This window comes from Angustibacter sp. Root456 (assembly GCF_001426435.1).
Classification (GTDB): Bacteria; Actinomycetota; Actinomycetes; order Actinomycetales; family Angustibacteraceae; genus Angustibacter.
In genome coordinates this window covers 350787-373982 of sequence record NZ_LMER01000015.1, presented here as the reverse complement: position 1 = coordinate 373982, position 23196 = coordinate 350787, and the positions used below count along the sequence as shown (strand labels likewise).

The window sequence follows — 23196 nt, the reverse complement described above, 5'->3', positions numbered from 1 at the left end:
CGTGCACCGTGGATCCGAAGTCATGGCCCGGGGCGCCCGGGGTGGGACGCCACGCACTAGCGTCGCGTCCGTGGATGTCGGCAGCCTCGACCTGACGCCCGCGGGCGAGCGTCCCGCGCGGCTCGACGTCGGCGTGGTCGGTGCCGGCCGCGTCGGCGCCGTGCTGGGTGCGGCCCTCGCGCGCGCTGGTCACCGCGTGGTAGCCACCAGCGGCGTGAGCGCCGCGTCGCTCGACCGCGCCGAGCGGCTGCTGCCGGGCGTCCCGGTCGTGCCCGTGCCCGAGGTGGTGGCCGCAGCCGAGCTGGTGCTGCTCACCGTGCCGGACGACGAGCTGCCGGCGCTGGTGCAGGGCCTCACCGAGACCGGCGCCTGGCAGGCGGGGCAGATCGTGGTCCACACCAGTGGCCGGTTCGGGGTGTCGGTGCTTGAGCCGGCCGTCGCGCACCACGTCATCCCCCTGGCGCTGCACCCGGCGATGACCTTCGCCGGCACCGCCGTCGATCTTGAGCGGCTCGAGGGCTGCTGCTTCGGTGTCACGGCACCCGAGGCGGCGCGGCCGGTGGCCGAGGCCCTGGTGCTCGAGATGGGTGCCGAGCCGGTGTGGGTGGCCGAGGCCGATCGGCCCCGCTACCACGCGGCCCTCGCTCACGGCTCGAACCACCTCGTCACGCTCGTCGCGCAGGCGCTGCAGGTGCTGCGCGGCGCGGGCGTCGAGAGCCCCGACCGCGTGCTCGCCCCGCTGCTGTCGGCGGCCCTCGACGGTGCGCTGCGCAGCGGCGACGCGGCGACCACCGGCCCCGTGGTGCGCGGTGACGCCGGTACGGTGGCCGCGCACGTGCGCGAGCTCACCCACGAGACCCCGGACGTGTTGCCGACGTACGTCGCGCTCGCCCGGGCCACGGCGGTGCGGGCCCTGGCGTCCGGTCGGTTGTCACCCCAGGTCGCGGAGAACCTGCTCGACGTCCTGGCCCGTTCGAAGGAGCCTGAGTGACCACGCCGACCTCCACGTCCACACCGGTCGTCGCGCACACGCGCGAGGAGCTGGCGGTGGCCCGCGCAGCGCTGGACGACGGCGACGTCGCCGTCGTCATGACGATGGGTGCCCTGCACGAGGGGCACGCGTCGCTCATCAAGGTGGCGCGTCGGCGCGCCCGCCACGTCATCGTCACGATCTTCCTCAACCCGTTGCAGTTCGGCCCGCGTGAGGACCTCTCGCGCTACCCGCGCACCATCGACAGCGACCTGGCGATCTGCGCGCGTGAGGGCGTCGACCTCGTCTTCACCCCGAGCCCTGACGTCGTCTACCCGGACGGCGACCCCGGCGTCCGCGTGAGCGCCGGACCTCTGGGCGACGTGCTCGAGGGCCAGTCGCGGCCGGGCCACTTCGACGGCGTGCTCACCGTGGTGGGCAAGCTGCTGCACCTCACGCGGCCCGACCTCGCCTACTACGGCCAGAAGGACGCCCAGCAGCTCCTGCTGATCCGGCGCATGGCCCGAGACCTCGACTTCCCGCTCGAGGTCGTCGCCGTGCCCACCGTGCGCGAGGCCGATGGCCTCGCCATGAGCAGTCGGAACGTCTACCTGACGCCGAGCGACCGCGAGGCCGCGCTCGCCCTGTCCCGGGCGCTCCACGCCGGGGCCGAGATCGCGGCGGAGGGGCCGAGCGCCGTCCGTCGGGCCGCGCGCGCCGTGCTCGTCGCCGAGCCGCTCGTGCTCGTCGACTACCTCGTGCTGGTTCACCCCGAGACGCTCGAGGACGTGCCGGAGTGGTACCGCGGCGAGGCGCTGCTGGCCGTTGCTGCCCGGGTGGGCACGACGCGGCTCATCGACAACGTGCCCGTGCGGTTGGGGCCGGACGGCGGAGCGCTGCCCGCCTTCTCGGGCTCGCAGGGGTGAGCCGGGCGTGGCTCTGACGATCCCCCGGCGGCTCGTGGCGCCGCCGCCCGGCTGGACCACCAGCGCCGACGTCGTGGTGGTCGGCTCGGGCATCGCCGGCCTGACCACCGCGCTGCGGCTGCGCCAGCGGGTCGACCGCGTGCTGCTCGTGACCAAGACGGTGCTCGACGAGGGCTCGACCCGCTGGGCGCAGGGCGGTATCGCCGCGGCGCTCGACCCGGCCGACTCGCCCCAGGAGCACTTGCAGGACACCCTCGCCGCGGGCGTCGGCGTGTGCGACGTCGAGGCGGTGCGGGCGCTCGTCACCGAGGGGCCGGCGCGCGTGCGCGAGCTGGTCGCGATGGGCGCCGAGTTCGACCGCACGCCCGAGGGGGAGATCGCCCTGACGCGAGAGGGCGGCCACCACCGCGACCGCATCGCGCACGCCGGCGGCGACGCGACGGGCCGCGAGATCTCACGGGCGCTCATCGCCGCGCTGGAGGCGGTGCGCCACGACCCCGGTATCGAGGTCATCGAGCACGCGCTCGTCGTCGACCTGCTGCAGGATGCCACCGGCCGGGTCTGCGGCACCACGCTGCACGTGCTGGGTGAAGGCATGCGCGACGGCGTCGGTGCGGCGCTCGCGCGGGCGGTCGTGCTCGCCACCGGCGGTCTGGGGCAGGTGTACGCCGCGACCACCAACCCCGCCGTGGCCACGGGAGACGGCATGGCCGCGGCGCTGCGGGCCGGGGCCGACGTCCGCGACCTGGAGTTCGTGCAGTTCCACCCCACGGTGCTGTGGCTGGGCGCAGGCTCGCGCGGACAGCAGCCGCTCATCAGCGAGGCGGTGCGCGGCGAGGGTGCGGTGCTGGTCGACGGTGCGGGCGAGCGGTTCATGGCGGCGGTGCACGAGCTGGCCGATCTGGCGCCGCGCGACGTCGTGTCGCGGGCGATCGTCGACCGCATGCACGCCGAGGGCTCCTCGCACGTCTACCTCGACGCGCGGCACCTGGGGTCGCAGTTCCTCGAGCGGCGGTTCCCCTCGATCGTCGAGCGCTGCCGCTCGCTCGGGTTCGACCCGGCCACCGACCTGCTGCCCGTGGCGCCGGCGCAGCACTACGCCAGTGGTGGCGTCGCCACCGACCTGCACGGCCGCTCCTCGCTCGAAGGGCTCTACGCCTGCGGCGAGGTGGCGTGCTCGGGGGTGCACGGCGCCAACCGGTTGGCCTCCAACTCGCTGCTCGAGGGCCTCGTGTTCGCCCACCGCATCGCCGACGACCTGACGGCGCGGCTGGCTGCGGGCGAGCTGCCGTCGTCCGAGCCGGTGGAGCGGCCGGGCGGCGAGACGCTGCTCGACCCCGAGCGGCGCATCGACGTCCAGCTCGCCATGACGGCTGGCGCCGGTGCAGTCCGGAGCGCCGAGTCGTTGCAGCACACCGGTTTCGAGCTTGCGGCTCTAGCGGAGTGCACCACCGAGGCTGCGGGCTCGGCGGCCTGGGAGACCACCAACCTGCACCAGGTGGGGTCGCTGCTCGCGCAAGTCGCCGCCCAGCGCGAGGAGACCCGTGGCGGCCACCTGCGCACCGACTTCCCCGACCGCGACGACGCCCGCTGCCGCGGCCACCTCACGACCCGCCGCGCCCCCGACGGCACCCTCACCACCACCTACTCGCCTTCCCCGGTGTTCACGTGAAGTAGGTCCCCGAGCACTTCACGCGGCGTGCTGGCCGCGTGAAGTGCTGGCACGGCGTGCAAAGTCGGGGCGCAGCGCTTCGCTAGGGTGCCGCTCGTGAGCCAGCCCGCGCCGCCCGCCGTCACCCCGCCGCTCGACGTTGACGACGCGCGCGACGTCGTCCGGCGGGCGCTCGACGAGGACCTCGGCGGCCCGGACGGCGTCGACGTCACGGCCTCGGCGACCATCCCGCTCGACCAGCAGTCGACCGGACGGGTCGTCGCGCGGGCCGACGGCGTCGTGGCCGGCCTGGCGGTCTTCGCCCTGGTCTGGGACGACGTCGCCCGCCGCCTCGGCTGCCCGCAGCCGCAGGTGACGCTGCGCGCGCAGGACGGCGCGAGCGTGCGCCGCGGGGACGTCCTGGCCGAGGTCACCGGCCCCACCCAGGCGCTGCTCACCGGCGAGCGGACGGCGCTCAACCTGGTGTGCCGCATGTCCGGCGTCGCGACGCACACGCGCCGCTGGGCCGAGGTGCTCGACGGCACCGGCGCCACGGTGCTCGACACCCGCAAGACGACGCCGGGGCTGCGCGCCCTGGAGAAGTACGCCGTGCGCTGCGGCGGCGGCACCAACAAGCGCATGGGGCTGTACGACGTCGCGATGGTGAAGGACAACCACAAGATCGCCGCGGGTTCGGTGCGCGCGGCCTACGAGGCGGTGCGCGCGCGCTACCCCGACGTCGAGGTGCAGGTCGAGGTGACCACGGTGGCCGAGGCGCTCGAGGCCGTCGGCGCCGGGGCGCGATTCCTGTTGTGCGACAACATGTCCGTCGACCTGTTGCGCGAGACCGTCGACGCCGTCCGCGCCGCGACGCCCGAGCGCGTCGAGATCGAGGGCACCGGCGGGCTGACGCTCGAGCACGCACGCGAGTACGGCCTCACCGGGGTCGACTACCTCTCGGTCGGCGGCCTCACCCACTCCAGCCCGATCCTCGACATCGCGCTCGACCTCGTCTGACCGTCACCACTTGTGACGCGACGCGAACCCTTCTGCGCGCGCCGAGGGTTGAGAACTCGTCACTAGTCGGCACTCACGGCGCGAGGGTGAGGACGTCGCCCGGCTGGCAGTCGAGTGCCTCGCAGATCGCGGTGAGCGTCGAGAAGCGGATCGCGCGCGCCCGGTCGTTCTTGAGCACGCTGAGGTTGACCACCGAGACCCCGACCCGCGCCGAGAGCTCGGTGAGGGTGATTCCGCGCTCCTCGAGCAGGACGTCGAGCCGACACGCGATGCGGTGGGCCTCTGCGTCCTCGCCGCCGCTCACACCAGGCCGTCCAGGTCCTCGCGCATCGCGACGCCGCGCCGCCAGACCTCGGTCACGACGCCCAGCAGCAGCACCACGCCGAGGAAGGCGAAGCTCAGCTCCGCGCCGGGCGACACGAGCGAGCCGAGATCGCTGCTGTCGATCAACCACATGCGCACCAGCGCGGCACCCCAGTCGCCGATGAGGCCGCCGGCCGCGACCAGGCTCGTCAGCAGCATGAGCCGGTGCACGTTGCGCCGGGTGAAGGGCGAGCCGCGGTGGGCGCTGCGGGTCAGCGCCGCCAGCAGCCACAGGCCGATGGCCGCGAAGGCGGCGGGCACGACGCGCACGAGCAGCCAGGCCCAGCGCTGCGGGCCGGTCGGGCTCCAGAACTGCACCGTGACGTCGGTGGGGCCCTCCACCTCCGCGAGGTTGGGCCCGCGCCGACCGGACGCCGCGACCGCGTCGGAGCGCTGCTCGAGCGACCCGAGCTGCTGGTTGGCTGCGCGCACGGTCGCCAGCCCGGCTTCCCCCTCGATCGTGACGCGCTCGTTCATCACCAGGCTCGCGTCGGACGGCGCACCCGGCCGCCCGTAGGAGCTGACCAGTCCGAGGCCGTTGGCGCCGAGCAGCATCCAGAGCGCGGCGGCGGCGGCCAGCACCGCGGCGCCGCGCAGCAGCCACTCGACGACCGCGAGCTCGTTGGCGCCCTGGCGGGTCGGTGTGGTCATGAGGTCTCCCCGGATTGTTTATCGAATGTCGATACTATCGACTATCGATAACATCCAGCGCAAGCGCCTCCCGCGAACCGGCCGTCACCGACCCGCTCGGTAGGGTCGCCCCGTGACCGAGCAGCCCGCGCCTCCCGCCACGCCCGCCGTGCCGCCGTCCGCCGACGACGTGCCCGAGCAGATGCGCGTGCGGCGGGCCAAGCGCGAGCGGCTGCTGGCCGACGGCGTGCAGCCCTACCCGGTGTCGGTGCCCCGCACGCACACGCTGGCCGAGGTGCGAGCGGCGCATGCCGACCTCGAGGCGGGCGCCGAGACCGACGCCGTCGTCGGCGTCACCGGCCGGGTCGTCTTCATCCGCAACACCGGCAAGCTCTGCTTCGCCACGCTGCAGGAGGGCGACGGCACCCGGCTGCAGGCGATGCTGAGCCTGGCCGAGGTCGGCGAGCAGCGGCTCGCGGACTGGAAGGCCGACGTCGACCTCGGTGACCACGTCTTCGTGCACGGCCGCGTGATCTCGAGCAAGCGCGGCGAGCTGAGCGTCATGGCCGACGAGTGGCAGCTCGCGGCCAAGGCGCTGCGGCCGCTTCCCAACCTGCACGAGGGCGCCGGGCTGAACGAGGAGACGCGCGTCCGCCAGCGGTACGCCGACCTGATCGTGCGCCCCGAGGCGCGCAAGATGGTGCGCGACCGCGCCGCCGTCGTCCGCAGCCTGCGCGACACGTTCCACGAGCACGGGTTCATCGAGATCGAGACGCCGATGCTGCAGACGCTGCACGGTGGTGCGTCGGCTCGGCCGTTCGTGACGCACATGAACGCCTACGACATCGACCTGTACCTGCGCATCGCCCCCGAGCTGTTCCTCAAGCGCGCGGCCGTGGGCGGGCTGGAGAAGGTCTTCGAGATCAACCGCAACTTCCGCAACGAGGGCGCCGACTCCACGCACAGCCCCGAGTTCGCGATGCTCGAGTTCTACGAGGCGTACGGCGACTACTCCACCGTCGCCGACCTCACCCGCGAGCTCGTGCAGCGCGCGTGCGTCGCGATGCACGGCTCGACCGTCGCGGTGCTGCACGACGGCACCGAGTACGACTTCGGCGGCGAGTGGGCCACGCTGTCGATGTACGACTCGCTGTCGCAGGTGCTCGACGCCGAGGTCACCCCTGACACCTCGCTGGCCGAGCTGCGCGAGCACGCCAAGCGCCGCGACATCGAGGTCGACCCGCAGTACCTCAGCCACGGCAAGCTCGTCGAGCAGCTGTGGGAGGACCTCGTCGGAGACCACCTGCACGCCCCGACGTTCGTGCGCGACTTCCCGGTCGAGACGACGCCGCTGACGCGCGACCACCGCAGCAAGCCCGGGGTCACCGAGAAGTGGGACCTCTACGTGCGCGGTTTCGAGCTCGCCACGGGGTACTCCGAGCTCGTCGACCCGGTGATCCAGCGCGAGCGTTTCGAGGCCCAGGCCAAGCTCGCGGCGCTGGGCGACGAGGAGGCGATGCGCCTCGACGAGGACTTCCTGCGGGCCATGGAGTACGCGCTGCCGCCCACCGGCGGGCAGGGCATGGGCATCGACCGGCTGCTCATGGCGCTCAGCGGTCTCGGCGTGCGCGACACGATCCTGTTCCCGCTGGTCAAGCCGCTGTGAGGTCGGCTGCCGAGGCGGCTCGCGGCCCGGCGTAGCCTGGAGGCATGGTCAAGGCCCTGCTCGCGCTCATCCCGTCGGCCGGTGTGCTGTTCCTGTTCGTCATCGCGGTGAAGTCGATGCTCGAAGGTGACCGCCGAGAGCGCGCGGCCCTCGCCAAGTGGGAAAAGGAGCACCCCGTCGATTCCTGACCCTTTCCGCCGCTCAGGCCGCGATGTTCGGCCCCCAAGCGGTCTGAATGGCGGAAAGCGGCCGGCGTGACGGAAACGAAAATTGTTGCTGGGGCGCAAATGGTGTTTTGCTATTTCGGCCCTGAAGGAAATACGCTGCAGCCCGCAGGGGGAAATGCAACGACTGTTTCCGCCGAAAGGGCAAGATCACCATGGCGCAGAAGGTCCAGGTCGTTCTGATCGACGACATCGACGGCGGGGACGCGGACGAGACGGTGACGTTCGCGCTCGACGGCGTCAGCTACGAGATCGACCTCAACACCGACAACGCGGCCAAGCTGCGCGACGCCCTCGCGGTGTGGGTGGGCAACGCCCGTCGCGTGAGCGGGCGCGCGTCGTCCGGTCGCAGCACGTCGCGCTCGTCCGGACGCCGGTCAGCCGGCAGCGAGGACACCGCGGCGATCCGCGAGTGGGCCAAGGGCAACGGCTACCAGGTCAGCGAGCGCGGCCGCATCTCGGCCGAGGTGCGCGAGGCCTACGCCAAGGCGCACTGAGCACAGCAGTCCACCCGGGGGCCGCGCGGGCCGACGTCACGTCGGGACGCGCGGCCCCTTGTGCTGCAACGCTTCGGTGACGTGGGCGAGGTCGTCGAGCCGCTCGACGACCTCACGGTGGTGCAGCTGGGTGAGCGATCCGGCGTCCTCGATCTCGGCCCACGTGCGCGGTGCGGCGGCGTTGGGCTGCTCGCGTCCGCGAAGCGAGTACGGGCAGATCGTCGTCTTGGCGTGGTGGTTCTGGCTCCAGTCGAGCAGCACCTTGCCGGGCCGCAGCGCCTTGGACATCGACGACACGACCAGGTCGCGGCGCTCGCGCGCCAGCGACTCGGCCAGCCGCTTCGCATACTCGCGCACCACGTCGGCGTCCTGCGTGCCCGACAGCGGCGCGTACAGCTGCAGGCCCTTGCTGCCGCTCGTGACCGGCACGCACTCCAGGCCGTCGGCGGACAGCCGCTCGCGCACCAGCAGCGCGACCTCGGCGCACTCGGGCAGCGCGGCGGGCGCGCCGGGATCGAGGTCGATGACCAGCCGGTCGGGGTCGCGCTCGGTGCCTCGCGGGCCGACCTTCCACTGCGGCACGTGCAGCTCCAGGGCCGCGAGGTTCGCCAGCCACGTGAGGGCCGCGAGGGAGTCGACGAGCGGGTAGGTGATCCTGCCGCGGTCCTTCGACGACCCCGGGGCGTCCAGCGTCACCGTGTGCACCCAGTCCGGCGTCCCCTGCGGCACCGACTTCTCGACGAACGACGGCGCCGCAACGCCATCCGGCCAGCGGAAGCGACTCACCGGTCGCTTGGCGAGCAGCGGCAACATCGCCTGGGCGACGCGCGCGTAGTAGTCGATCACCTCGGCCTTCGTGGTGCCGGTCGCCGGGTAGAGCACCTTGTCGAGGTTGCGCAGGCGCAGCCGGTGGCCGTCGATGTCGACCTGCGCCTCGTGCACGGAGTCACTCACGGCGCAGGTCCTCCAGTCGCACGTCGGTTCGCACGCCACGCATCGCGGGCTGGCGCAGGCGGCCCTGACGGCCGTAGCCGAGGTGCGCCACCTCGATGCACAGCTCCGGGCGCACCCAGTGCGTGCCCCGCGCGTCCACTGGGGGCACCGGGTCACTGAACGGAGAGGTGTCGCTCGCGAGCGGCGTGAGCAGTCGGGTGAGGTCGGCCGATGCCGTCGGTCCGATGCCCGCGCCTACCTTGCCCAGGTACGTCAGGCCGCCCGCGCCGTCCGGCAAACCCACCAGCAGCGACGCCAGGGTCGACGTCGTGCCGGTCTGCGCCCGCCAACCACCGACGACGGCGGTCTGCGAGCTGCGGTGCGCGCGCTTGAGCCAGTCGCGGCTGCGTCGTCCCGGTTGGTAGAGCGACGTGCGGCGCTTGCTGACGATGCCCTCCAGGCCGCTGACGCGCGTCGCCTCGAGCAGCGCCTCGCCGTCGTCGAACACCGCCGGCACCTGCCAGCAGGCGTCGCTGCCGTCGCCGAGCTCGAGCCGCTCGAGGGTCTGGCGGCGGTCGTCGAAGGTGCGTCCGAGCAGCGGCACGCCGTAGAGCCGCAGGACGTCGAAGACCACGTACGACACCGGGAACCGCTCAGCGAGCGCGCGCGCCCGGCGGGGGTCGCGCACGTGCATGCGGTCGGCCAGAGCGCCGAAGTCCGGCTTGCCGTCGGCGAAGGCCACGACCTCGCCGTCCAGCATGCCGTCGGCCAGAACCGTTGCCAGACCTGCGAGCTCGGGGAACGTCACCGTGACGTCGGCCTCGGTGCGCGAGGTCAGCCGCAGCTCGCCGTCGGTGACGTCGGCGAGCAGGCGCATGCCGTCCCACTTGACCTCGTGCGCCCACGTCTCGCCCGGCGGGACGGCGGACTGGGGGTCCGCTGCGGTGGCGAGCATCGGGCGCATGGGCCCATCCTGCCTGTAGCGTCGTCGTCGGACACGTCGACGTGTCGCCGTGATGGGGTCGTGCCACCGCACGAGAGGAGCCGGCTGTGCGAGCGATGTGGAAGGGCGCGGTGTCGTTCGGGCTGGTCAACGTGCCCGTGCGCATGTACACCGCCACGACGAGCCACGACGTGTCGTTCCACCAGGTGCACCGCAAGGACGGCGGCCGCATCAAGTACCGCCGCGTCTGCCAGGTGTGCGGCGAGGAGGTGGCCTACGACGAGATCGCCAAGGGCTACGAGTCCCCGGACGGCGAGCTGGTGGTGCTCACCGACGACGACCTCGCCGAGCTGCCCGTGAGCGGCAGCCGCGAGATCGAGGTCGAGCGGTTCGTGCCGGCCGAGCAGATCGACCCCATGCTGTTCGAGAAGAGCTACTACCTCGAGCCCGACAAGACCGGCGTCAAGCCCTACGCGCTGCTGCGCGAGGCCCTGCGCGAGGCCGACCGGATGGCGCTCGTGCACATCGCCATCCGCAACCGCTCGACGCTGGCGGTGCTGCGCGTGCGCGACGACGTCATCGTGCTGCAGACGATGCTGTGGCCCGACGAGATCCGCGCCGCCGACTTCGAGGACCTCGGCGACGCGAGCGACCTGCGCCCGCAGGAGCTCGCGATGGCGTCGTCACTGGTCGACTCGATGACCGGCGACTACGACCCCGACGAGTTCGACGACGAGTACCGCGACGCCGTCGAGGCGTTGGTGGAGGCCAAGCTCGAGCGCGGCGAGAGCGCCAAGCTGCCCACCGAGGGCGTGTCGGCGGCGGCCGACCGCGGGCAGGTGCTCGACCTCATGGCGGCGCTGCAGCGATCGGTCGACGCGGCCAAGGGCAAGCGCGGGGCGAGCGCCGCCGAGGCGGTGCAGGCCAAGGCCGAGGAGGTCGCCGAGGAGGCGCCGGCCAAGAAGTCGGCTGCGAAGAAGTCGACTGCGACGAAGGCCGCGACCAAGAAGACGGCGGCGAAGAAGGCGGCGACCAAGAAGACTGCCGCCAAGAAGACAGCCACGAAGAAGGCGGCGGCGAAGAAGACCNCCCGCCGATTTCCGGCCACAGGTGCCCTGAACGGCCCCGCGCAACCGGACTTCGGCGGGTATTTGCGGGAGTCAGCCGGCGAGGACGACGACGAGCGTGCGCGGCCCGTGCACGCCCTCGACCCGGTCGAGCTCGATGTCGCTCGTGGCGCTCGGCCCGCTGATGAACGTCAGCGGCGCGGTGGGGTCGAGCAGCGCCAGCCCCTCGGGCACGGTCTGCACGATGTCGCTCACCCGCACCACGCACACGTGCAGGTCGGGCACCAGGCTGATCGCCCGGCGTCCGCAGTCCGGCGACCCGTCGAGCACGATCGTGCCGGTCTCGGCGATGGCCACGGCGCTCGCGGTGACGACCCCGTCGAGGGCGTCCAGCGCTCGGGCGTCGAGGCCGTCGTCGACCACCGCGCCGTCCGGACGCCAAGCCTCGGGCAGGCCCGAGGGCACCACCACGTCGGGGGCACGGCGCCGCCGCAGCACGTCGCGCACCGCCTCGCCGATCGCGTCGTTGTCGCCGCCGCACCGCACCACCTCGGCGCGGTAGTCGACCAGCCGCTCCATCAGCAGGGCCATCAAGGGCAGGCTGCCGGGCGCGTGCTCCCCGAAGCGCCGGTGCTCCGGCGGTGTCTGGGACGTCGCACCCGCCGCGGCTGCCTCACCCACCGCCTCGCGCACGCGCCGCAGCATCTCGTCGCGCGCGCTCACGACGCACCGCCCCGCGTGCGCGCCCACCACTCGCGGAAGGTCTCGCGCGGCGGCGTCGGCACGTCCCGCGAGGCCGTCCAGCCCGACAACGGCGGCGGCACCGGCAGCCGCACCCGACCCCGCCGCACCAGCGGCCGCCCCAGCCGCGCCGCCCGCCCCGCCCGGGCGAACCGGTCGGCGTCCGCCATCACGTACGCCGCCGCCGCCATCGCCACCGCCTCGGACGTCGGCACGCGCCGCGCCGCCGCAGCGCGCTCCACGTGCTCGGCCCGCAGCCGCACGAGCAGCGCGGGGATGTCGATCTTCACCGGGCAGGCGTCGAAGCAGGCGCCGCACAGCGAGGAGGCGTAGGGCAACGAGTCGTTGTGGCTGCTGCCGTCCAGGCCCGTGAGCAGCGGCGTCAGCACCGCGCCGATGGGCCCGGGGTAGACCGACCCGTACGCGTGCCCGCCCGTGCGCTCGTAGACCGGGCAGACGTTGAGGCACGCCGAGCAGCGGATGCAGTGCAGCGCGGTGCGGCCGAGCTCGTCGGCCAGGGCCGCCGTCCGGCCGTTGTCGACCAGCACGAGGTGCACGGTCTGCGGGCCGTCGCCGGGCGTGACGCCGGTCCAGGCCGAGGTGTAGGGGTTCATCCGCTCACCGGTCGACGAGCGCGGCAGCAGCTGCAGGAACACCTCGAGGTCGGCCCAGCGGGGAAGCACCTTCTCGATGCCCATCACGGTGATCAGCGTCTGGGGCAGCGTGAGGCACATCCGGCCGTTGCCCTCGGACTCGACGACCATCAGCGTGCCGGTCTCGGCGATGGCGAAGTTCGCACCGCTGACGGCGACGCGAGCGCTGAGGAACTTGTCGCGCAGGTAGCGCCGCGCGGCCTCGGCGAGCTGGCGGGGGTCGTCGGTGAGGCCGGGGTCGACGTCCGCCATCTCGCGCAGGAAGATCTCGCGGATCTCGCTGCGCCCGCGGTGGATCGCGGGCACGAGGATGTGTGACGGCTGGTCGTGCCCGAGCTGCACGATGAGCTCGGCGAGGTCGGTCTCGATCGGCGTGATGCCGCCCGCCTCGAGCGCCTCGTTGAGCCCGATCTCCTGCGTCGCCATGGACTTGACCTTGACCACCTCGGTGACCGGGGCGTCCGGCGTGCCGGCCGCGCGGGCCAGTCGCAGCACGGTCTGGTTGGCCTCGGCGGCGTCGCGGGCCCAGTGCACCTGGCCGCCGCGGGCGGTGACGTTGCGCTCGAGCTCCTCCAGCAGCTCGGGCAGGCGCGCCATCGCCTCGGCCTTGATCGCCGAGCCAGCCGCGCGCAGCGCCTCCCAGTCAGGCACCTCGTCGACGACGGCGGCGCGCTTGGCCCGGATCGTCGACGTCGCGTGGGCGAGGTTGCGGCGCAGACGGCTGTCGCGCAGGGCGTCGCGGGCGGCGTCCGGGAAGTCGCGCGGCGCGGCCAGGTGCCCGACCGAGAGGTCGGCGTGCCGACTGCTCGGCAGGCCCAAGAACGTGCTCACGACAACCCCTCGCTGCTGGCCAGCACCTCGGCCAGGTGCATGCTGCGGACGCCGGCCCGCAGCCGCCCGAGGCCGCCGCCGATGTGCATGAGGCACGAGGCGTCGCCGGCGGTGACGACCTCGGCGCGCGTCGCGAGCACGTGCGACATCTTGTCGGCCAGCATCGCGGTGGAGGTGTCGGCGTTCTTCACGGCGAAGGTGCCGCCGAAGCCGCAGCACTGGTCGGCGGCCGGCAGCTCGACCAGGTCGATGCCGCGCACCTCGCGCAGCAGCTGCAGCGGGCGCTCGCCGACCCGCAGCATCCGCAGCGAGTGGCAGGTGGGGTGGTAGGTCACGCGGTGGGGGAACGACGCGCCGACGTCCGTGACGCCCAGCACGTCCACCAGCAGCTCGCTGAGCTCGAAGGTGCGCGCAGCCACCGCCTGGGCCCGCGCGGCGAGCGCGTCGTCCCCGAAGCGGCGGGCCACCATCGCGTGCTGGTGGCGCACCGAGCCCGCGCACGACCCGGACGGCGCCACGACCGCCTCGGCGCCGTCGTCCAGCGCCCGCTCGAACACCTCGACGTGGTGGCGCACGAGCCCCAGGGCGTCGCCGGCGTACCCGGTGTTCGTGTGCATCTGGCCACAGCACGTCTGCTGGTCGGGGAACACGACCTGGTGCCCGAGGCGCTCGAGCACCGCGACCGTGGCCCGCCCGACGTCGGGGAACAGGACGTCAGCCAGGCAGGTCACGAACAGCGCGATGCGCACGGGCCGACCCTAGGCCCTGCGAGGGCCGGGGGACACCGCAGCGGCCGCCGTACTTGTCGAGGGTTCCGCCCGGTTGTCGAGGGGTGCAACCCTCGGCAAGCGGAGTGTCGCCCACTGAACGTGATCAACGGGGGAAGGGCGCGCGAGAGATTCCGCGCAGGGCGAACCGACCGGCGATCGCGGAACAGGCTCAGGTACCGATGACGTTGAGCCGATCAGACGCAGGTCTGCTTTCGTCTGGTGACCGTGAGGTCACGATGTGGGCGGTGAACGGGTCGACGTCGTATCACGGGGATAGCATCAAACGTGGCGAGGGAGGGGAGAGCCCCGCTNTGTCGTGCTGGCGCAAGAAGAAGCCCGCATGCTCAACCACAACTACATCGGCACCGAGCACATCCTGCTCGGGCTGATCCACGAGGGCGAGGGAGTCGCCGCGAAGGCGCTCGAGAGCCTCGGGATCTCGCTGGACGCCGTGCGCGAGCAGGTGCAGGAGATCATCGGCCAGGGCCAGCAGGCGCCGTCCGGTCACATCCCCTTCACGCCGCGCGCGAAGAAGGTGCTCGAGCTGAGCCTGCGCGAGGCGCTGCAGCTCGGCCACAACTACATCGGCACCGAGCACATCCTGCTGGGCCTGATCCGCGAGGGCGAAGGTGTCGCCGCGCAGGTCCTGGTGAAGCTGGGCGCCGACCTCAACCGCGTCCGCCAGCAGGTCATCCAGCTGCTGTCGGGCTACCAGGGCAAGGAGCCCGCGGCCACCGGCCCCGCCGAGGGGACGCCGTCCGGCTCGCTCGTGCTCGACCAGTTCGGTCGCAACCTCACGCAGGGCGCCCGCGAGGGCAAGCTCGACCCGGTGATCGGGCGTGAGAAGGAGATCGAGCGCGTCATGCAGGTGCTCTCGCGCCGCACCAAGAACAACCCGATCCTCATCGGCGAGCCCGGCGTCGGCAAGACCGCCGTCGTCGAGGGCCTGGCCCAGGGGATCGTCAAGGGCGAGGTGCCCGAGACGCTCAAGGACAAGCAGATCTACACCCTCGACCTCGGCGCGCTCGTGGCCGGCAGCCGCTACCGCGGTGACTTCGAGGAGCGCCTGAAGAAGGTGCTGAAGGAGATCCGCACCCGCGGCGACATCATCTTGTTCATCGACGAGATCCACACCCTCGTTGGTGCTGGTGCGGCCGAGGGCGCGATCGACGCGGCGTCCATCCTCAAGCCGATGCTCTCGCGCGGTGAGCTGCAGACCATCGGTGCGACGACCCTCGACGAGTACCGCAAGTACATCGAGAAGGACCCCGCGCTCGAGCGCCGGTTCCAGCCGATCCAGGTGGCCGAGCCCAACCTTGCCCACACCATCGAGATCCTCAAGGGCCTGCGCGACCGCTACGAGGCGCACCACCGCGTCTCGATCACGGACGCCGCGCTGGTGGGCGCGGCCACGCTGGCCGACCGCTACATCAACGACCGGTTCCTGCCCGACAAGGCGATCGACCTCATCGACGAGGCGGGCGCGCGCCTGCGCATCCGCCGGATGACCGCCCCGCCGGACCTGCGCGAGTTCGACGAGCGCATCGCGGCCACCCGCCGCGAGAAGGAGTCGGCGATCGACGCGCAGGACTTCGAGAAGGCCGCCGCGCTGCGCGACACTGAGAAGCGCCTGCTCGCCGAGAAGGGTGAGCGCGAGAAGCAGTGGAAGGCCGGCGACATGGACGTCGTCGCCGAGGTCGACGAGGAGCTCATCGCCGAGGTCCTCGCCACCGCCACGGGCATCCCGGTGTTCAAGCTCACCGAGGAGGAGTCCTCGCGCCTGTTGCGCATGGAGGACGAGCTGCACAAGCGGATCGTCGGCATGGACGACGCCATCAAGGCGCTGTCGCAGGCGATCCGGCGCACCCGCGCCGGCCTGAAGGACCCGCGCCGTCCGGGTGGCTCGTTCATCTTCGCCGGCCCCACCGGCGTCGGTAAGACCGAGCTCGCCAAGACGCTCGCGGAGTTCCTGTTCGGCGACGAGGACTCGCTGATCCAGCTCGACATGAGCGAGTTCAGCGAGAAGCACACCGTCTCGCGGCTGTTCGGCTCCCCGCCCGGCTACGTCGGGTACGAGGAGGGCGGCCAGCTCACCGAGAAGGTCCGCCGCAAGCCGTTCTCGGTCGTGCTGTTCGACGAGGTCGAGAAGGCCCACCCGGACATCTTCAACTCGCTGCTGCAGATCCTGGAGGACGGTCGCCTCACCGACTCCCAGGGCCGGATGGTCGACTTCAAGAACACCGTCATCATCATGACGACCAACCTCGGCACCCGGGACATCTCCAAGGGCCAGGGCGTCGGGTTCTCGTCCGGCAACGACACCTCGACGAACTACGAGCGCATGAAGTCGAAGGTCAACGAGGAGCTGAAGAGCCACTTCCGCCCCGAGTTCCTGAACCGCGTCGACGACACGATCGTCTTCCCGCAGCTGACGCAGGACGAGATCATCCAGATCGTCGACCTCATGCTCGCCAAGCTCGACGAGCGCCTCAAGGACAAGGACATGGGCATCGAGCTCACGCCCGCGGCCAAGGCGCTGCTCGCCGAGCGCGGCTACGACCCGGTGCTGGGTGCGCGCCCGCTGCGCCGCACCATCCAGCGCGACGTCGAGGACGTGCTGTCCGAGAAGATCCTGTACGGCGAGCTGAGGGCCGGCTCGATCGTCCTGGTCGACGTCGAGGGTGAGGGCAAGGCCCGCCAGTTCACCTTCGCCGGTACCCCCAAGGCCACGGTGCCCGAGCCCGCTGCGGTGGGTGCGCCGTCCGAGGGCGGCACCGAGCCCGGCGAGCACGGGACCGCCTCGGCCTGAGGCGGCGAGCCAGTCCGACGACGAGGGGCGGGATCCGACAGGGTCCCGCCCTTCGTCGTGCCCGGGCGAACCCGGGCAGACTGGGCTCATGACGAGCACCCCGTGGCCTGCGCGTGTCGGTTCCGTCGTGCTGCGAGACGCCGGTCGGGAGGACGTCGAGGCCATGCTCGCCTTCCGCAACGACCCTGACGTCAACCGGTTCATGCTGCGCACCAGCGTCGACGCCGACGACTTCCGGCGCGACTGGGCGGCGGTGGCCGACAGCCCCACGGACTTCTCCTGCGTCGTCGAGCGCGACGGCGAGGTCGTGGCGATCGCCTTCCTCGAGGTCGTCGACGGCATGGGGCAGCCGGGGATGCCCCGGGGCACCGAGGGCCTCATCGGCTACATCGTCGACCCGAGGGTCTGGGGTCAGGGCATCGCCACCGACGTGGTGCAGGGCCTGCTGGACGCCGCCTTCGGCCCCCTCGGGCTCCGTCGCGTGACGGCAGGCTGCAACGCCGACAACCCGGCGTCGGCCCGGGTGCTGGAGAAGGCCGGGATGCGGCGCGAGCAGCACGGCGTCGAGGACTCCTGGCACGCCGAGCTCGGCTGGGTCGACGGGTACCAGTACGCGATGCTGGCCACCGAGTGGCGAGCGCGGCAGCGGGCGCGGGCCTGACGCGTCAGGGCGTCGAGGGCGTGGTGCGTCGGCGCTTGGCGGCGTAGAGGTCGTCGTCGGCGAAGCGGTACAGGTCGGTGCGCGACATGGTGGCGTCGTCGCTGCGCACGCCCGCTCCGGTGCTGATCTGCAGGCGGCGTCCGCCCAGCAGCGACGGCCAGTCGTAGGCCGCCACCAGGGCCCGCAGCGCCGCGTCGCGCTCGGCGAGCTCGAGGTCGTCGGCGCAGTCGCCGACCAAGACGGCGAACTCGTCACCCCCGAGCCGCACGGCCGCGTCACCGGGCCGCAGCACGTGCTGCACGAGGCCACCGAAGACGCGCAGCACCTCGTCGCCCACGCCGTGCCCGAGCCGGTCGTTGACCTCCTTGAACTCGTCGAGGTCGATGAGCAGCAGCCCGTCGCTCGCCGGGGCGCCGGCGCCGTCGGCGAGCCAGGTGTCGAAGACCCGGCGGTTGCGCAGGCCGGTCAGGGCGTCGGTGGTGGCCTCACGCAGCAGCTGCTCGCGCTCGGCGCGTCGGCGCGAGACGTCGATCTGCGCTCGGGCGGCGTCCAGCATGCCGAGCCGGGCGTCCCAGCGCGTCGCCGCCAGCCGGTCGATGTGCTCGGCCTGCGCGCGCAGCGCCAACGACGGACGGCGGCTGCGCAGCACGAGGGCGCGCACCCACGAGGGGATGGTCGACCCGCCGGAGGACGTCGAGGTGTCGAGCGGCAGGGCCTTCGCGGCGGACCGGGCCCGACGGCGGTGACCGGCCCGGTGCAGCGCCAACGCCCACGACGCTTCGAGCAGGGGCAGCAGCTCGACGTCGCCGAGCGACCGCAGGCTGGCGACCGTCGTGGCCACGGTGCGCTCGTGACGCAGCGGGTCGGCGTCGCCGAGCAGGGCGACGACCTGGCTGCCGGCGTCGGCCACCTGCCGCCACAGGTGCGGCATCGCGGTGCCCCGCGCGGCGTCGACGGCGACGGCGGCGCGACGCAGCTGTTCGCGCGACTCGTCGTCGCGGCCGACCTCGGCGAGGGCCAGCGCCCACTCGACCCGGACGAGCACGCGGTCGACGGCGATCGCCGCGCGCTGGGCGGTGGCGGGGTCGAGGCCCTCGCACTGCTCGGCGTACTGGTACAGCTCGTCGACGAGCTCCCACAGTCTCAGGCTGTTGTAGGCGGCGGCCACCACGACGTACGCGGTGCTGCGCTCGGACGCGGGCTGCTGGGCGTCGTCGAGCAGGCGCACCGCCTCGGCGGCGTCAGCGAGCAGGGCCGCGGTGTCTCCGCGGGTTCCCGCGAGCACAGCGCGCACGCCGAGGCCCGCGGCCTCCAGCGCGGTCGCGGACGCTGCCCGCGCTCCCGTGAGCAGCTCCTCCAGCGTGGCCCGCGTCTGCTCGCTCGGCCCGTGGACGAGGCCGTGCACGCAGCGCACGAGGTCGAGCAGCAGCTCGACGTGCGTCCAGCCGCGCTCGCGAGCCCGATGGTGGGCTCGCTCGGTCGCCTCGAGCGCGACGTCGGGTGCGTCGCCCTGCACGGCCTCGAGCAGGCGGTAGGCCTCGTCGAGAGCGCGGCGCTCGTCGTTCACCCGCCGCTCCCTCGTCTCGACACCGTCGGCTGCTCACTCTAGGTCGGCAGCACTGTGCGCGCCCTTTACGATCCTCACCCGCGCGTCTCACGACTCGGCGGGTCGACAGCAGTCAGGCGCTGAGGTCCTTGTCGGCCATCTCCCACGCGTGGTCCATCACGTGGAAGGCGGTGTGGCGGATGAGGAACGGCAGGTTCCACGACCGCATGCGCTTGCCCTCGCCGGCGTTGTAGGCGCGCATCAGGGTGACGTAGTCGTCGCGGTACTGCTGGATCGCCGTCGGTGAGGTGAGGCTGCCCTCCTCGACGCGCAGGCCGAGGCGCTTGGCGAAGTCCAGGCTCTCGACGCGCAGCACGTGAGCGATGATCTCGTCGCGCTCGCGGCCCCCGCCGCGCGGTCCCTTGGCCAGCTCAGCCGACACGCGGGCACCGACGGCGTCGAAGTGGGCCCAGCACGCGCGCAGCAGGGCGATCTTGCGGTCGAGCTCGGCGTCGTCCATCGGCTCGGTCTCGAGCGCGGACGGCGCGAACGAGATGCCCCAGAAGTCGGTCGATCCCGTGCCGACCTCGTCGAGCACGAGCTCGATGTCGCCCTGGGCGTCGAGCTCGTCGCTGAGTCCGGCGGCCTGCGCGATCGGCCGGTAGCGCTCGCGGTACGCCTCGAGCGTCTCCACCGCCTGGTCGGCGGTCTTGGCGCCACGGCTCCACCCTGGCCAGTCGACGGCGAACGCCACCGACTTCTTGTCCTTCGGGCCCCTCTGCAGCACCGCGCGCACCGGCATGCGTCGGATGCTACGCGCGGGTGGCTGCCTCAGGCGGTCGGGAGCTCGCCGGACGCCACGACCTTGGCGTACCAGCGCCCGCTGTCCTTGATCGTGCGTGCTTGAGTGTCGTAGTCGACGTGCACGACCCCGAAGCGCTTGGAGTACCCGAACGACCACTCGAAGTTGTCGAGCAGCGACCACAGGTAGTACCCGCGCACCGGCGCGCCCGCGTGGATCGCGTCGAGCACCGCAGCGAGGTGCTGGTCGAGGTAGTCGATGCGGGCCGGGTCGTGCACGGCGCCGTCGTCCGACACCTGGTCGGGGAAGGCCGCGCCGTTCTCGGTGACCATCAGCTCGACGCCGGGGTAGTCGCGGTGCAGCCGCAGCAGCAGCTCGGTCATGCCTCGTGGGTCGATGGCCCAGCCCATGTCGGTGTGCTGGCCGGGCTGCTCGGGGAACTCCACGTCGTCGCACGCGATCCACGGGCTGGCCGCGCTGGCGTCGTGGCCGTCGGCCGTCTGCCGCGGCGACGAGCCGTCCCAACGGCGTACGAGCGTGGGCGAGTAGTAGTTCAGGCCGAGGACGTCGGGCACCTGGTGCACGAGCTCGAGGTCGCCGTCGCGCACGAACGACCAGTCCGTGACGCCGGCGGTGTCGTGCTGGACGTCGGCCGGGTAGCGCCCGCTCATCACCGGGTCGAGGAACACGCGGTTCTGCAGCCCGTCGATCCGCCGCACGGCGTCGCGGTCACCCTCGGACGACGCGAGCAGCTCGTCGGAGTAGGCCGTGCCGTCGGGCGCGTGCACCCACGCCAGGTTGAGCGTCAGGGCGACGCGAGCCGACGGCACGGCAGCTCGGATGGCCGACGTGGCCAGGCCGTGAGCGAGGTTCAGGTGGTGCACGGCCGCCAGCGCGGACGCCGGATCCTGGCGTCCGGGAGCGTGCACGCCGCTGGCGTAACCCAGGTACGCCGAGCACCACGGCTCGTTGAGCGTGATGAACGTGTCCACCTGCGGCGAGAGGGCGCGGGCCACCACCGCTGCGTACTCGGCGAACCGCTCGGCGGTGCGGCGCTCGGCCCAGCCGCCGGCGTCCTCGAGCGCTTGAGGCAGGTCCCAGTGGTAGAGCGTGACGGCGGGCTCGATACCCGCGGCCACGAGCTCGGCGACCAGCGCCCGGTAGAAGTCCAGCCCTTCGTCGTTCACCGGGCCGAGCGCGTCCGGGGTGACCTGCGGTGTGATGCGCGGCCACGCGACGGAGAAGCGGTACGAGCGCAGGCCGAGGTCGCGCATGATCGCGACGTCCTCACGGAACCGGTGGTAGTGGTCATCGGCCACGTCGCCGGTGTCGCCGTTCGCGACCTTGCCCGGGGTGTGGCTGAACGTGTCCCAGATCGACGGCGTGCGGCCACCCTCGGCCACCGCTCCCTCGATCTGGTACGACGCCGTCGCCGAGCCCCAGAGGAAGTCCTCGGGGAACTGGCGGGTGTTCTGAGCCACGTGCTGCCTCGTCTCCTGGTGGGTGGGTGTGGTGGATCCTTCTTCGACGGTACGTCGATCGGTCGCTGGAGGGCGGTTCACCCCTTCACCGCGCCCGCGATGATCCCGCTGACGACCTGCCGCCCGAGCAGCACGAACACGACGATCACGGGCAGGGTGCCGATGAGCGTGCCGGCCAGGATGATCGACTGGTCGGGCACGTAGCCGCCGCCGAGGTTGTTGAGCGCGACCTGCACCGTCGGGTTCGTCGAGTCCAGCGCGATGATCGGCCAGAAGAAGTCGTTCCAGGCCGCCATGAACGTCAGCATCCCCAGCACCGCCATGCCCGGCCGGGCGATGGGCAGCACGATGCTGATGAACGTGCGCGTGGTGGTCGCGCCGTCGACCCGCGCGGCCTCGAGCAGCTCGGCGGGCAGCGACTGGCTGAGGAACTGCCGCATGAAGAAGACGCCGAACGCGCTGACGAGTGAGGGCAGGATCACCGAGCCCAGTCGTCCGGTGAGGTGCAGCGCCGACATCACCTGGTAGAGCGGGACGACCCCCAGCGTCGGCGGGATCATCATCGTGCCCACGGCCACGGTGAACAGCACGACCTTGCCGCGGAACCGCAGCTTGGCGAAGGCGAAGCCGGCGAGGGTGCAGAAGAGCACCGTGCTCACGGTGATGCAGCCCGACACGATCACCGAGTTGAGCAGCGCCTTGCCGATGTTCTGCTGCTCCAAGGCCGCTTGGATGTTGTGCAGCAGGTTGCCGCCGGGGGTGAGCGGCGGCGGCACCTGGTTGACCTCGGCCATCGTGCGGCTCGCCACGACCAGCATGTAGTAGAAGGGCAGCACGAACAGCACCGCCGTGAGGCCGAGCAGCACGTAGGTGACGGGCCCGGCGCGCAGACCCGACGCCGCGGGTCGGCGCGCGCGCCGTCGGGAGCTGCCCACGGCGCCGGGCAGGGGCACGGTGGTCATCGCTCGCTCCTCGTCCGCCAGCGCGCCAGCGTCGTGTTGACCAGCACCAGCACCACGATGAGCAGGAAGGTCACCCACGCCACCGAGGCCGCCTTGCCGAGCTGCAGGTACTGCCAGCCCTGCTGGTACATGAACAGGCCGATCGTCTGGTACTGGTGCACCGCACCGCCGTCGGGGACGCCGTTGCCGAACAGCAGCGGCTCACCGAACAGCTGGGTCGCACCGATCGTCGACACCACGATCGTGAACAGGATGGTCGGGCGCAGGCCGGGCAGCGTCACGTGCCGGAACTGCTGCCAGCGGCTGGCGCCGTCGATGGCCGCCGCCTCGTAGAGGTCCTGCGAGATCGACTGCATGCCGGCCAGGTAGATCAGCGCGTTGTAGCCGGTCCAGCGCCAGGTGACGATGATCGAGATGGCGATCTGCGCCGTCCAGTTGCCGTTGCGCCAGTCGATGGCGCCGATGCCGAACCACGACAGGATCCAGTTGGCGAAGCCGTTGTCGCGACCGAACAGCTGGGCGAACACCAGCGTGGACGCCGCCACTGACGTCGCGTACGGCATGATCATCGAGACGCGGAAGAACGTGCGCACCCGCATCGAGTAGTTGAGCAGGTGCGCGAGCCCGAGGGCCAGCAGCAGCTGCGGCACCGTCGAGATCACGCCGATGGTGAACGTCGTCCACAACGCGTTGTAGAACAACGGGTTCGTGAACAGCCAGCGGTAGTTGTCGAGCCCGATCCAGCTCATGTCGGAGCCGAGCTGGTAGTCGTGCAGGCTGATCCACGCGGTGTAGACGAGCGGGAAGAGCCCGAACGCCCCGAACACCAGGAAGAACGGTGCGACGTACGCGTACGGCGCGGCCCGGCGTTCGACGTGGAACAAGCGGTGGCGCCAGCCGCGGGGCGGCAGCGGTGCCGAAGACGGCGACCGCGACGTGGACGAGCCGGGCGGCGTGACCGCCGGGCCGGCGGAGGAGGCTGCGACGGCGGGGAGCGCAGCGACCTCCGGGGCCGGCCCGGCGGTGGTCCGGTGGGACACGATGAACAGGCCT

21 protein-coding genes and 1 pseudogene are annotated in these 23196 nt (G+C 72.2%); 10 read left to right on the top strand and 12 right to left on the bottom strand.

What is annotated here, in order from left to right; genetic code table 11:
• Positions 1–70 precede the first annotated feature (70 nt).
• The 4 genes from ASD06_RS09525 to nadC all read left to right on the top strand — a co-directional run bounded on the left by ASD06_RS09525 (position 71) and on the right by nadC (position 4564).
• Positions 71–991 carry a Rossmann-like and DUF2520 domain-containing protein gene (locus ASD06_RS09525; protein WP_235502285.1) on the top strand — a complete coding sequence of 307 codons (921 nt, stop codon included), beginning with the start codon at positions 71–73 and terminating at the stop codon, positions 989–991.
• Positions 988–1896, top strand: a complete 909-nt coding sequence (panC, locus tag ASD06_RS09520; RefSeq protein ID WP_056676193.1) for a pantoate--beta-alanine ligase — start codon at positions 988–990, stop codon at positions 1894–1896. The genes ASD06_RS09525 and panC overlap by 4 nt, the downstream gene beginning before the upstream one ends.
• Before the next feature lie 7 nt (positions 1897–1903).
• Positions 1904–3568, top strand: coding sequence for an L-aspartate oxidase (locus ASD06_RS09515; RefSeq protein WP_200941992.1), 1665 nt, complete (start codon positions 1904–1906; stop codon positions 3566–3568).
• 96 nt (positions 3569–3664) lie between these two features.
• Positions 3665–4564: a carboxylating nicotinate-nucleotide diphosphorylase gene (gene nadC / locus ASD06_RS09510; RefSeq protein ID WP_056676495.1), complete on the top strand. Its 900-nt coding sequence runs from the start codon at positions 3665–3667 to the stop codon at positions 4562–4564.
• Positions 4565–4637: 73 nt separating this feature from the next.
• Here the strand turns inward: nadC and ASD06_RS09505 are convergent, their stop codons facing one another.
• Together ASD06_RS09505 and ASD06_RS09500 are read right to left on the bottom strand one after the other, a co-directional pair.
• Positions 4638–4868, bottom strand: a complete 231-nt coding sequence (locus ASD06_RS09505) for a helix-turn-helix transcriptional regulator (protein WP_056676191.1) — start codon at positions 4866–4868, stop codon at positions 4638–4640.
• Positions 4865–5578, bottom strand: a complete 714-nt coding sequence (locus ASD06_RS09500) for a DUF2975 domain-containing protein (RefSeq protein ID WP_056676189.1) — start codon at positions 5576–5578, stop codon at positions 4865–4867. Before ASD06_RS09500 ends, ASD06_RS09505 begins: the two co-directional genes overlap by 4 nt.
• Positions 5579–5690: 112 nt before the next feature.
• Here ASD06_RS09500 and lysS point away from each other — a divergent pair, with 112 nt between their 5' ends.
• From lysS to ASD06_RS09490, 3 genes are all read left to right on the top strand, one after another.
• Positions 5691–7223 (top strand): lysine--tRNA ligase, encoded by a 1533-nt coding sequence (gene lysS, locus ASD06_RS09495; RefSeq protein WP_056676186.1) that lies wholly within the window; start codon positions 5691–5693, stop codon positions 7221–7223.
• 44 nt (positions 7224–7267) lie between these two features.
• On the top strand, positions 7268–7411 hold the full coding sequence (locus ASD06_RS19340) for a hypothetical protein (protein ID WP_200941991.1): 144 nt from the start codon (positions 7268–7270) through the stop codon (positions 7409–7411).
• 191 nt (positions 7412–7602) lie between these two features.
• Positions 7603–7944 (top strand): Lsr2 family protein, encoded by a 342-nt coding sequence (locus ASD06_RS09490; protein ID WP_056676183.1) that lies wholly within the window; start codon positions 7603–7605, stop codon positions 7942–7944.
• A 36-nt stretch (positions 7945–7980) separates the two neighbouring features.
• Here the strand turns inward: ASD06_RS09490 and ligD (ASD06_RS09485) are convergent, their stop codons facing one another.
• On the bottom strand, positions 7981–8898 hold the full coding sequence (gene ligD / locus ASD06_RS09485; protein ID WP_056676180.1) for a non-homologous end-joining DNA ligase: 918 nt from the start codon (positions 8896–8898) through the stop codon (positions 7981–7983).
• On the bottom strand, positions 8891–9841 hold the full coding sequence (gene ligD, locus ASD06_RS09480) for a non-homologous end-joining DNA ligase (RefSeq protein WP_056676178.1): 951 nt from the start codon (positions 9839–9841) through the stop codon (positions 8891–8893). Before ligD (ASD06_RS09480) ends, ligD (ASD06_RS09485) begins: the two co-directional genes overlap by 8 nt.
• 95 nt (positions 9842–9936) lie before the next feature.
• Here ligD (ASD06_RS09480) and ASD06_RS19335 point away from each other — a divergent pair.
• Positions 9937–10908, top strand: a pseudogene (locus ASD06_RS19335) (Ku protein); the annotation flags it as partial.
• Positions 10909–10980: 72 nt separating this feature from the next.
• Here the strand turns inward: ASD06_RS19335 and ASD06_RS19330 are convergent.
• Genes ASD06_RS19330 through ASD06_RS09460 form a run of 3 tightly spaced genes read right to left on the bottom strand, consistent with a single transcriptional unit; the run spans position 10981 to position 13861 of the window.
• Positions 10981–11592 carry an LUD domain-containing protein gene (locus ASD06_RS19330; RefSeq protein WP_056676493.1) on the bottom strand — a complete coding sequence of 204 codons (612 nt, stop codon included), beginning with the start codon at positions 11590–11592 and terminating at the stop codon, positions 10981–10983.
• Between the two features lie 14 nt (positions 11593–11606).
• Positions 11607–13112, bottom strand: coding sequence for a lactate utilization protein B (locus ASD06_RS09465; protein ID WP_056676173.1), 1506 nt, complete (start codon positions 13110–13112; stop codon positions 11607–11609).
• Entirely contained in the window at positions 13109–13861 is a 753-nt protein-coding gene (locus ASD06_RS09460) for a (Fe-S)-binding protein (protein WP_056676172.1), read from the bottom strand. Before ASD06_RS09460 ends, ASD06_RS09465 begins: the two co-directional genes overlap by 4 nt.
• A 333-nt stretch (positions 13862–14194) precedes the next feature.
• On the opposite strand from ASD06_RS09460, the gene ASD06_RS09455 reads away from it, so the two are divergent.
• The coding region (locus ASD06_RS09455) for an ATP-dependent Clp protease ATP-binding subunit (protein WP_157371631.1) at positions 14195–16691 on the top strand (2497 nt) is incomplete at its 5' end.
• Between the two features lie 88 nt (positions 16692–16779).
• Entirely contained in the window at positions 16780–17352 is a 573-nt protein-coding gene (locus ASD06_RS09450) for a GNAT family N-acetyltransferase (RefSeq protein ID WP_056676167.1), read from the top strand.
• 4 nt (positions 17353–17356) lie between these two features.
• Here ASD06_RS09450 and ASD06_RS09445 read toward each other — a convergent pair whose 3' ends face one another.
• From ASD06_RS09445 to ASD06_RS09425, 5 genes are all read right to left on the bottom strand, one after another.
• Complete coding sequence (locus ASD06_RS09445) at positions 17357–18919, bottom strand: diguanylate cyclase (protein ID WP_056676164.1); 1563 nt, start codon at positions 18917–18919, stop codon at positions 17357–17359.
• Between the two features lie 112 nt (positions 18920–19031).
• Positions 19032–19700 (bottom strand): hypothetical protein, encoded by a 669-nt coding sequence (locus tag ASD06_RS09440; RefSeq protein ID WP_056676162.1) that lies wholly within the window; start codon positions 19698–19700, stop codon positions 19032–19034.
• Positions 19701–19729: 29 nt separating this feature from the next.
• Positions 19730–21181, bottom strand: a complete 1452-nt coding sequence (locus ASD06_RS09435; RefSeq protein ID WP_056676158.1) for a GH1 family beta-glucosidase — start codon at positions 21179–21181, stop codon at positions 19730–19732.
• A gap of 77 nt (positions 21182–21258) precedes the next feature.
• The gene (locus ASD06_RS09430) at positions 21259–22143 is read right to left on the bottom strand and encodes a carbohydrate ABC transporter permease (protein ID WP_056676155.1); all 885 of its coding nucleotides are present in this window, start codon (positions 22141–22143) and stop codon (positions 21259–21261) included.
• On the bottom strand, positions 22140–23186 hold the full coding sequence (locus ASD06_RS09425; RefSeq protein WP_369853713.1) for a carbohydrate ABC transporter permease: 1047 nt from the start codon (positions 23184–23186) through the stop codon (positions 22140–22142). Before ASD06_RS09425 ends, ASD06_RS09430 begins: the two co-directional genes overlap by 4 nt.
• Positions 23187–23196 lie beyond the last annotated feature (10 nt).

Coding starts and splice junctions, on each gene's coding strand:
- ASD06_RS09500 (WP_056676189.1), bottom strand. CDS start 5,578: ATGACCACACCGACCCGCCAGGGCGCCAACGAGCTCGCGGTCGTCGAG.
- ASD06_RS09450 (WP_056676167.1), top strand. CDS start 16,780: ATGACGAGCACCCCGTGGCCTGCGCGTGTCGGTTCCGTCGTGCTGCGA.
- ASD06_RS19340 (WP_200941991.1), top strand. CDS start 7,268: ATGGTCAAGGCCCTGCTCGCGCTCATCCCGTCGGCCGGTGTGCTGTTC.
- ligD (WP_056676178.1), bottom strand. CDS start 9,841: ATGCGCCCGATGCTCGCCACCGCAGCGGACCCCCAGTCCGCCGTCCCG.
- ASD06_RS09490 (WP_056676183.1), top strand. CDS start 7,603: ATGGCGCAGAAGGTCCAGGTCGTTCTGATCGACGACATCGACGGCGGG.
- ASD06_RS09440 (WP_056676162.1), bottom strand. CDS start 19,700: ATGCCGGTGCGCGCGGTGCTGCAGAGGGGCCCGAAGGACAAGAAGTCG.
- ASD06_RS19330 (WP_056676493.1), bottom strand. CDS start 11,592: ATGCTGCGGCGCGTGCGCGAGGCGGTGGGTGAGGCAGCCGCGGCGGGT.
- ASD06_RS09430 (WP_056676155.1), bottom strand. CDS start 22,143: ATGACCACCGTGCCCCTGCCCGGCGCCGTGGGCAGCTCCCGACGGCGC.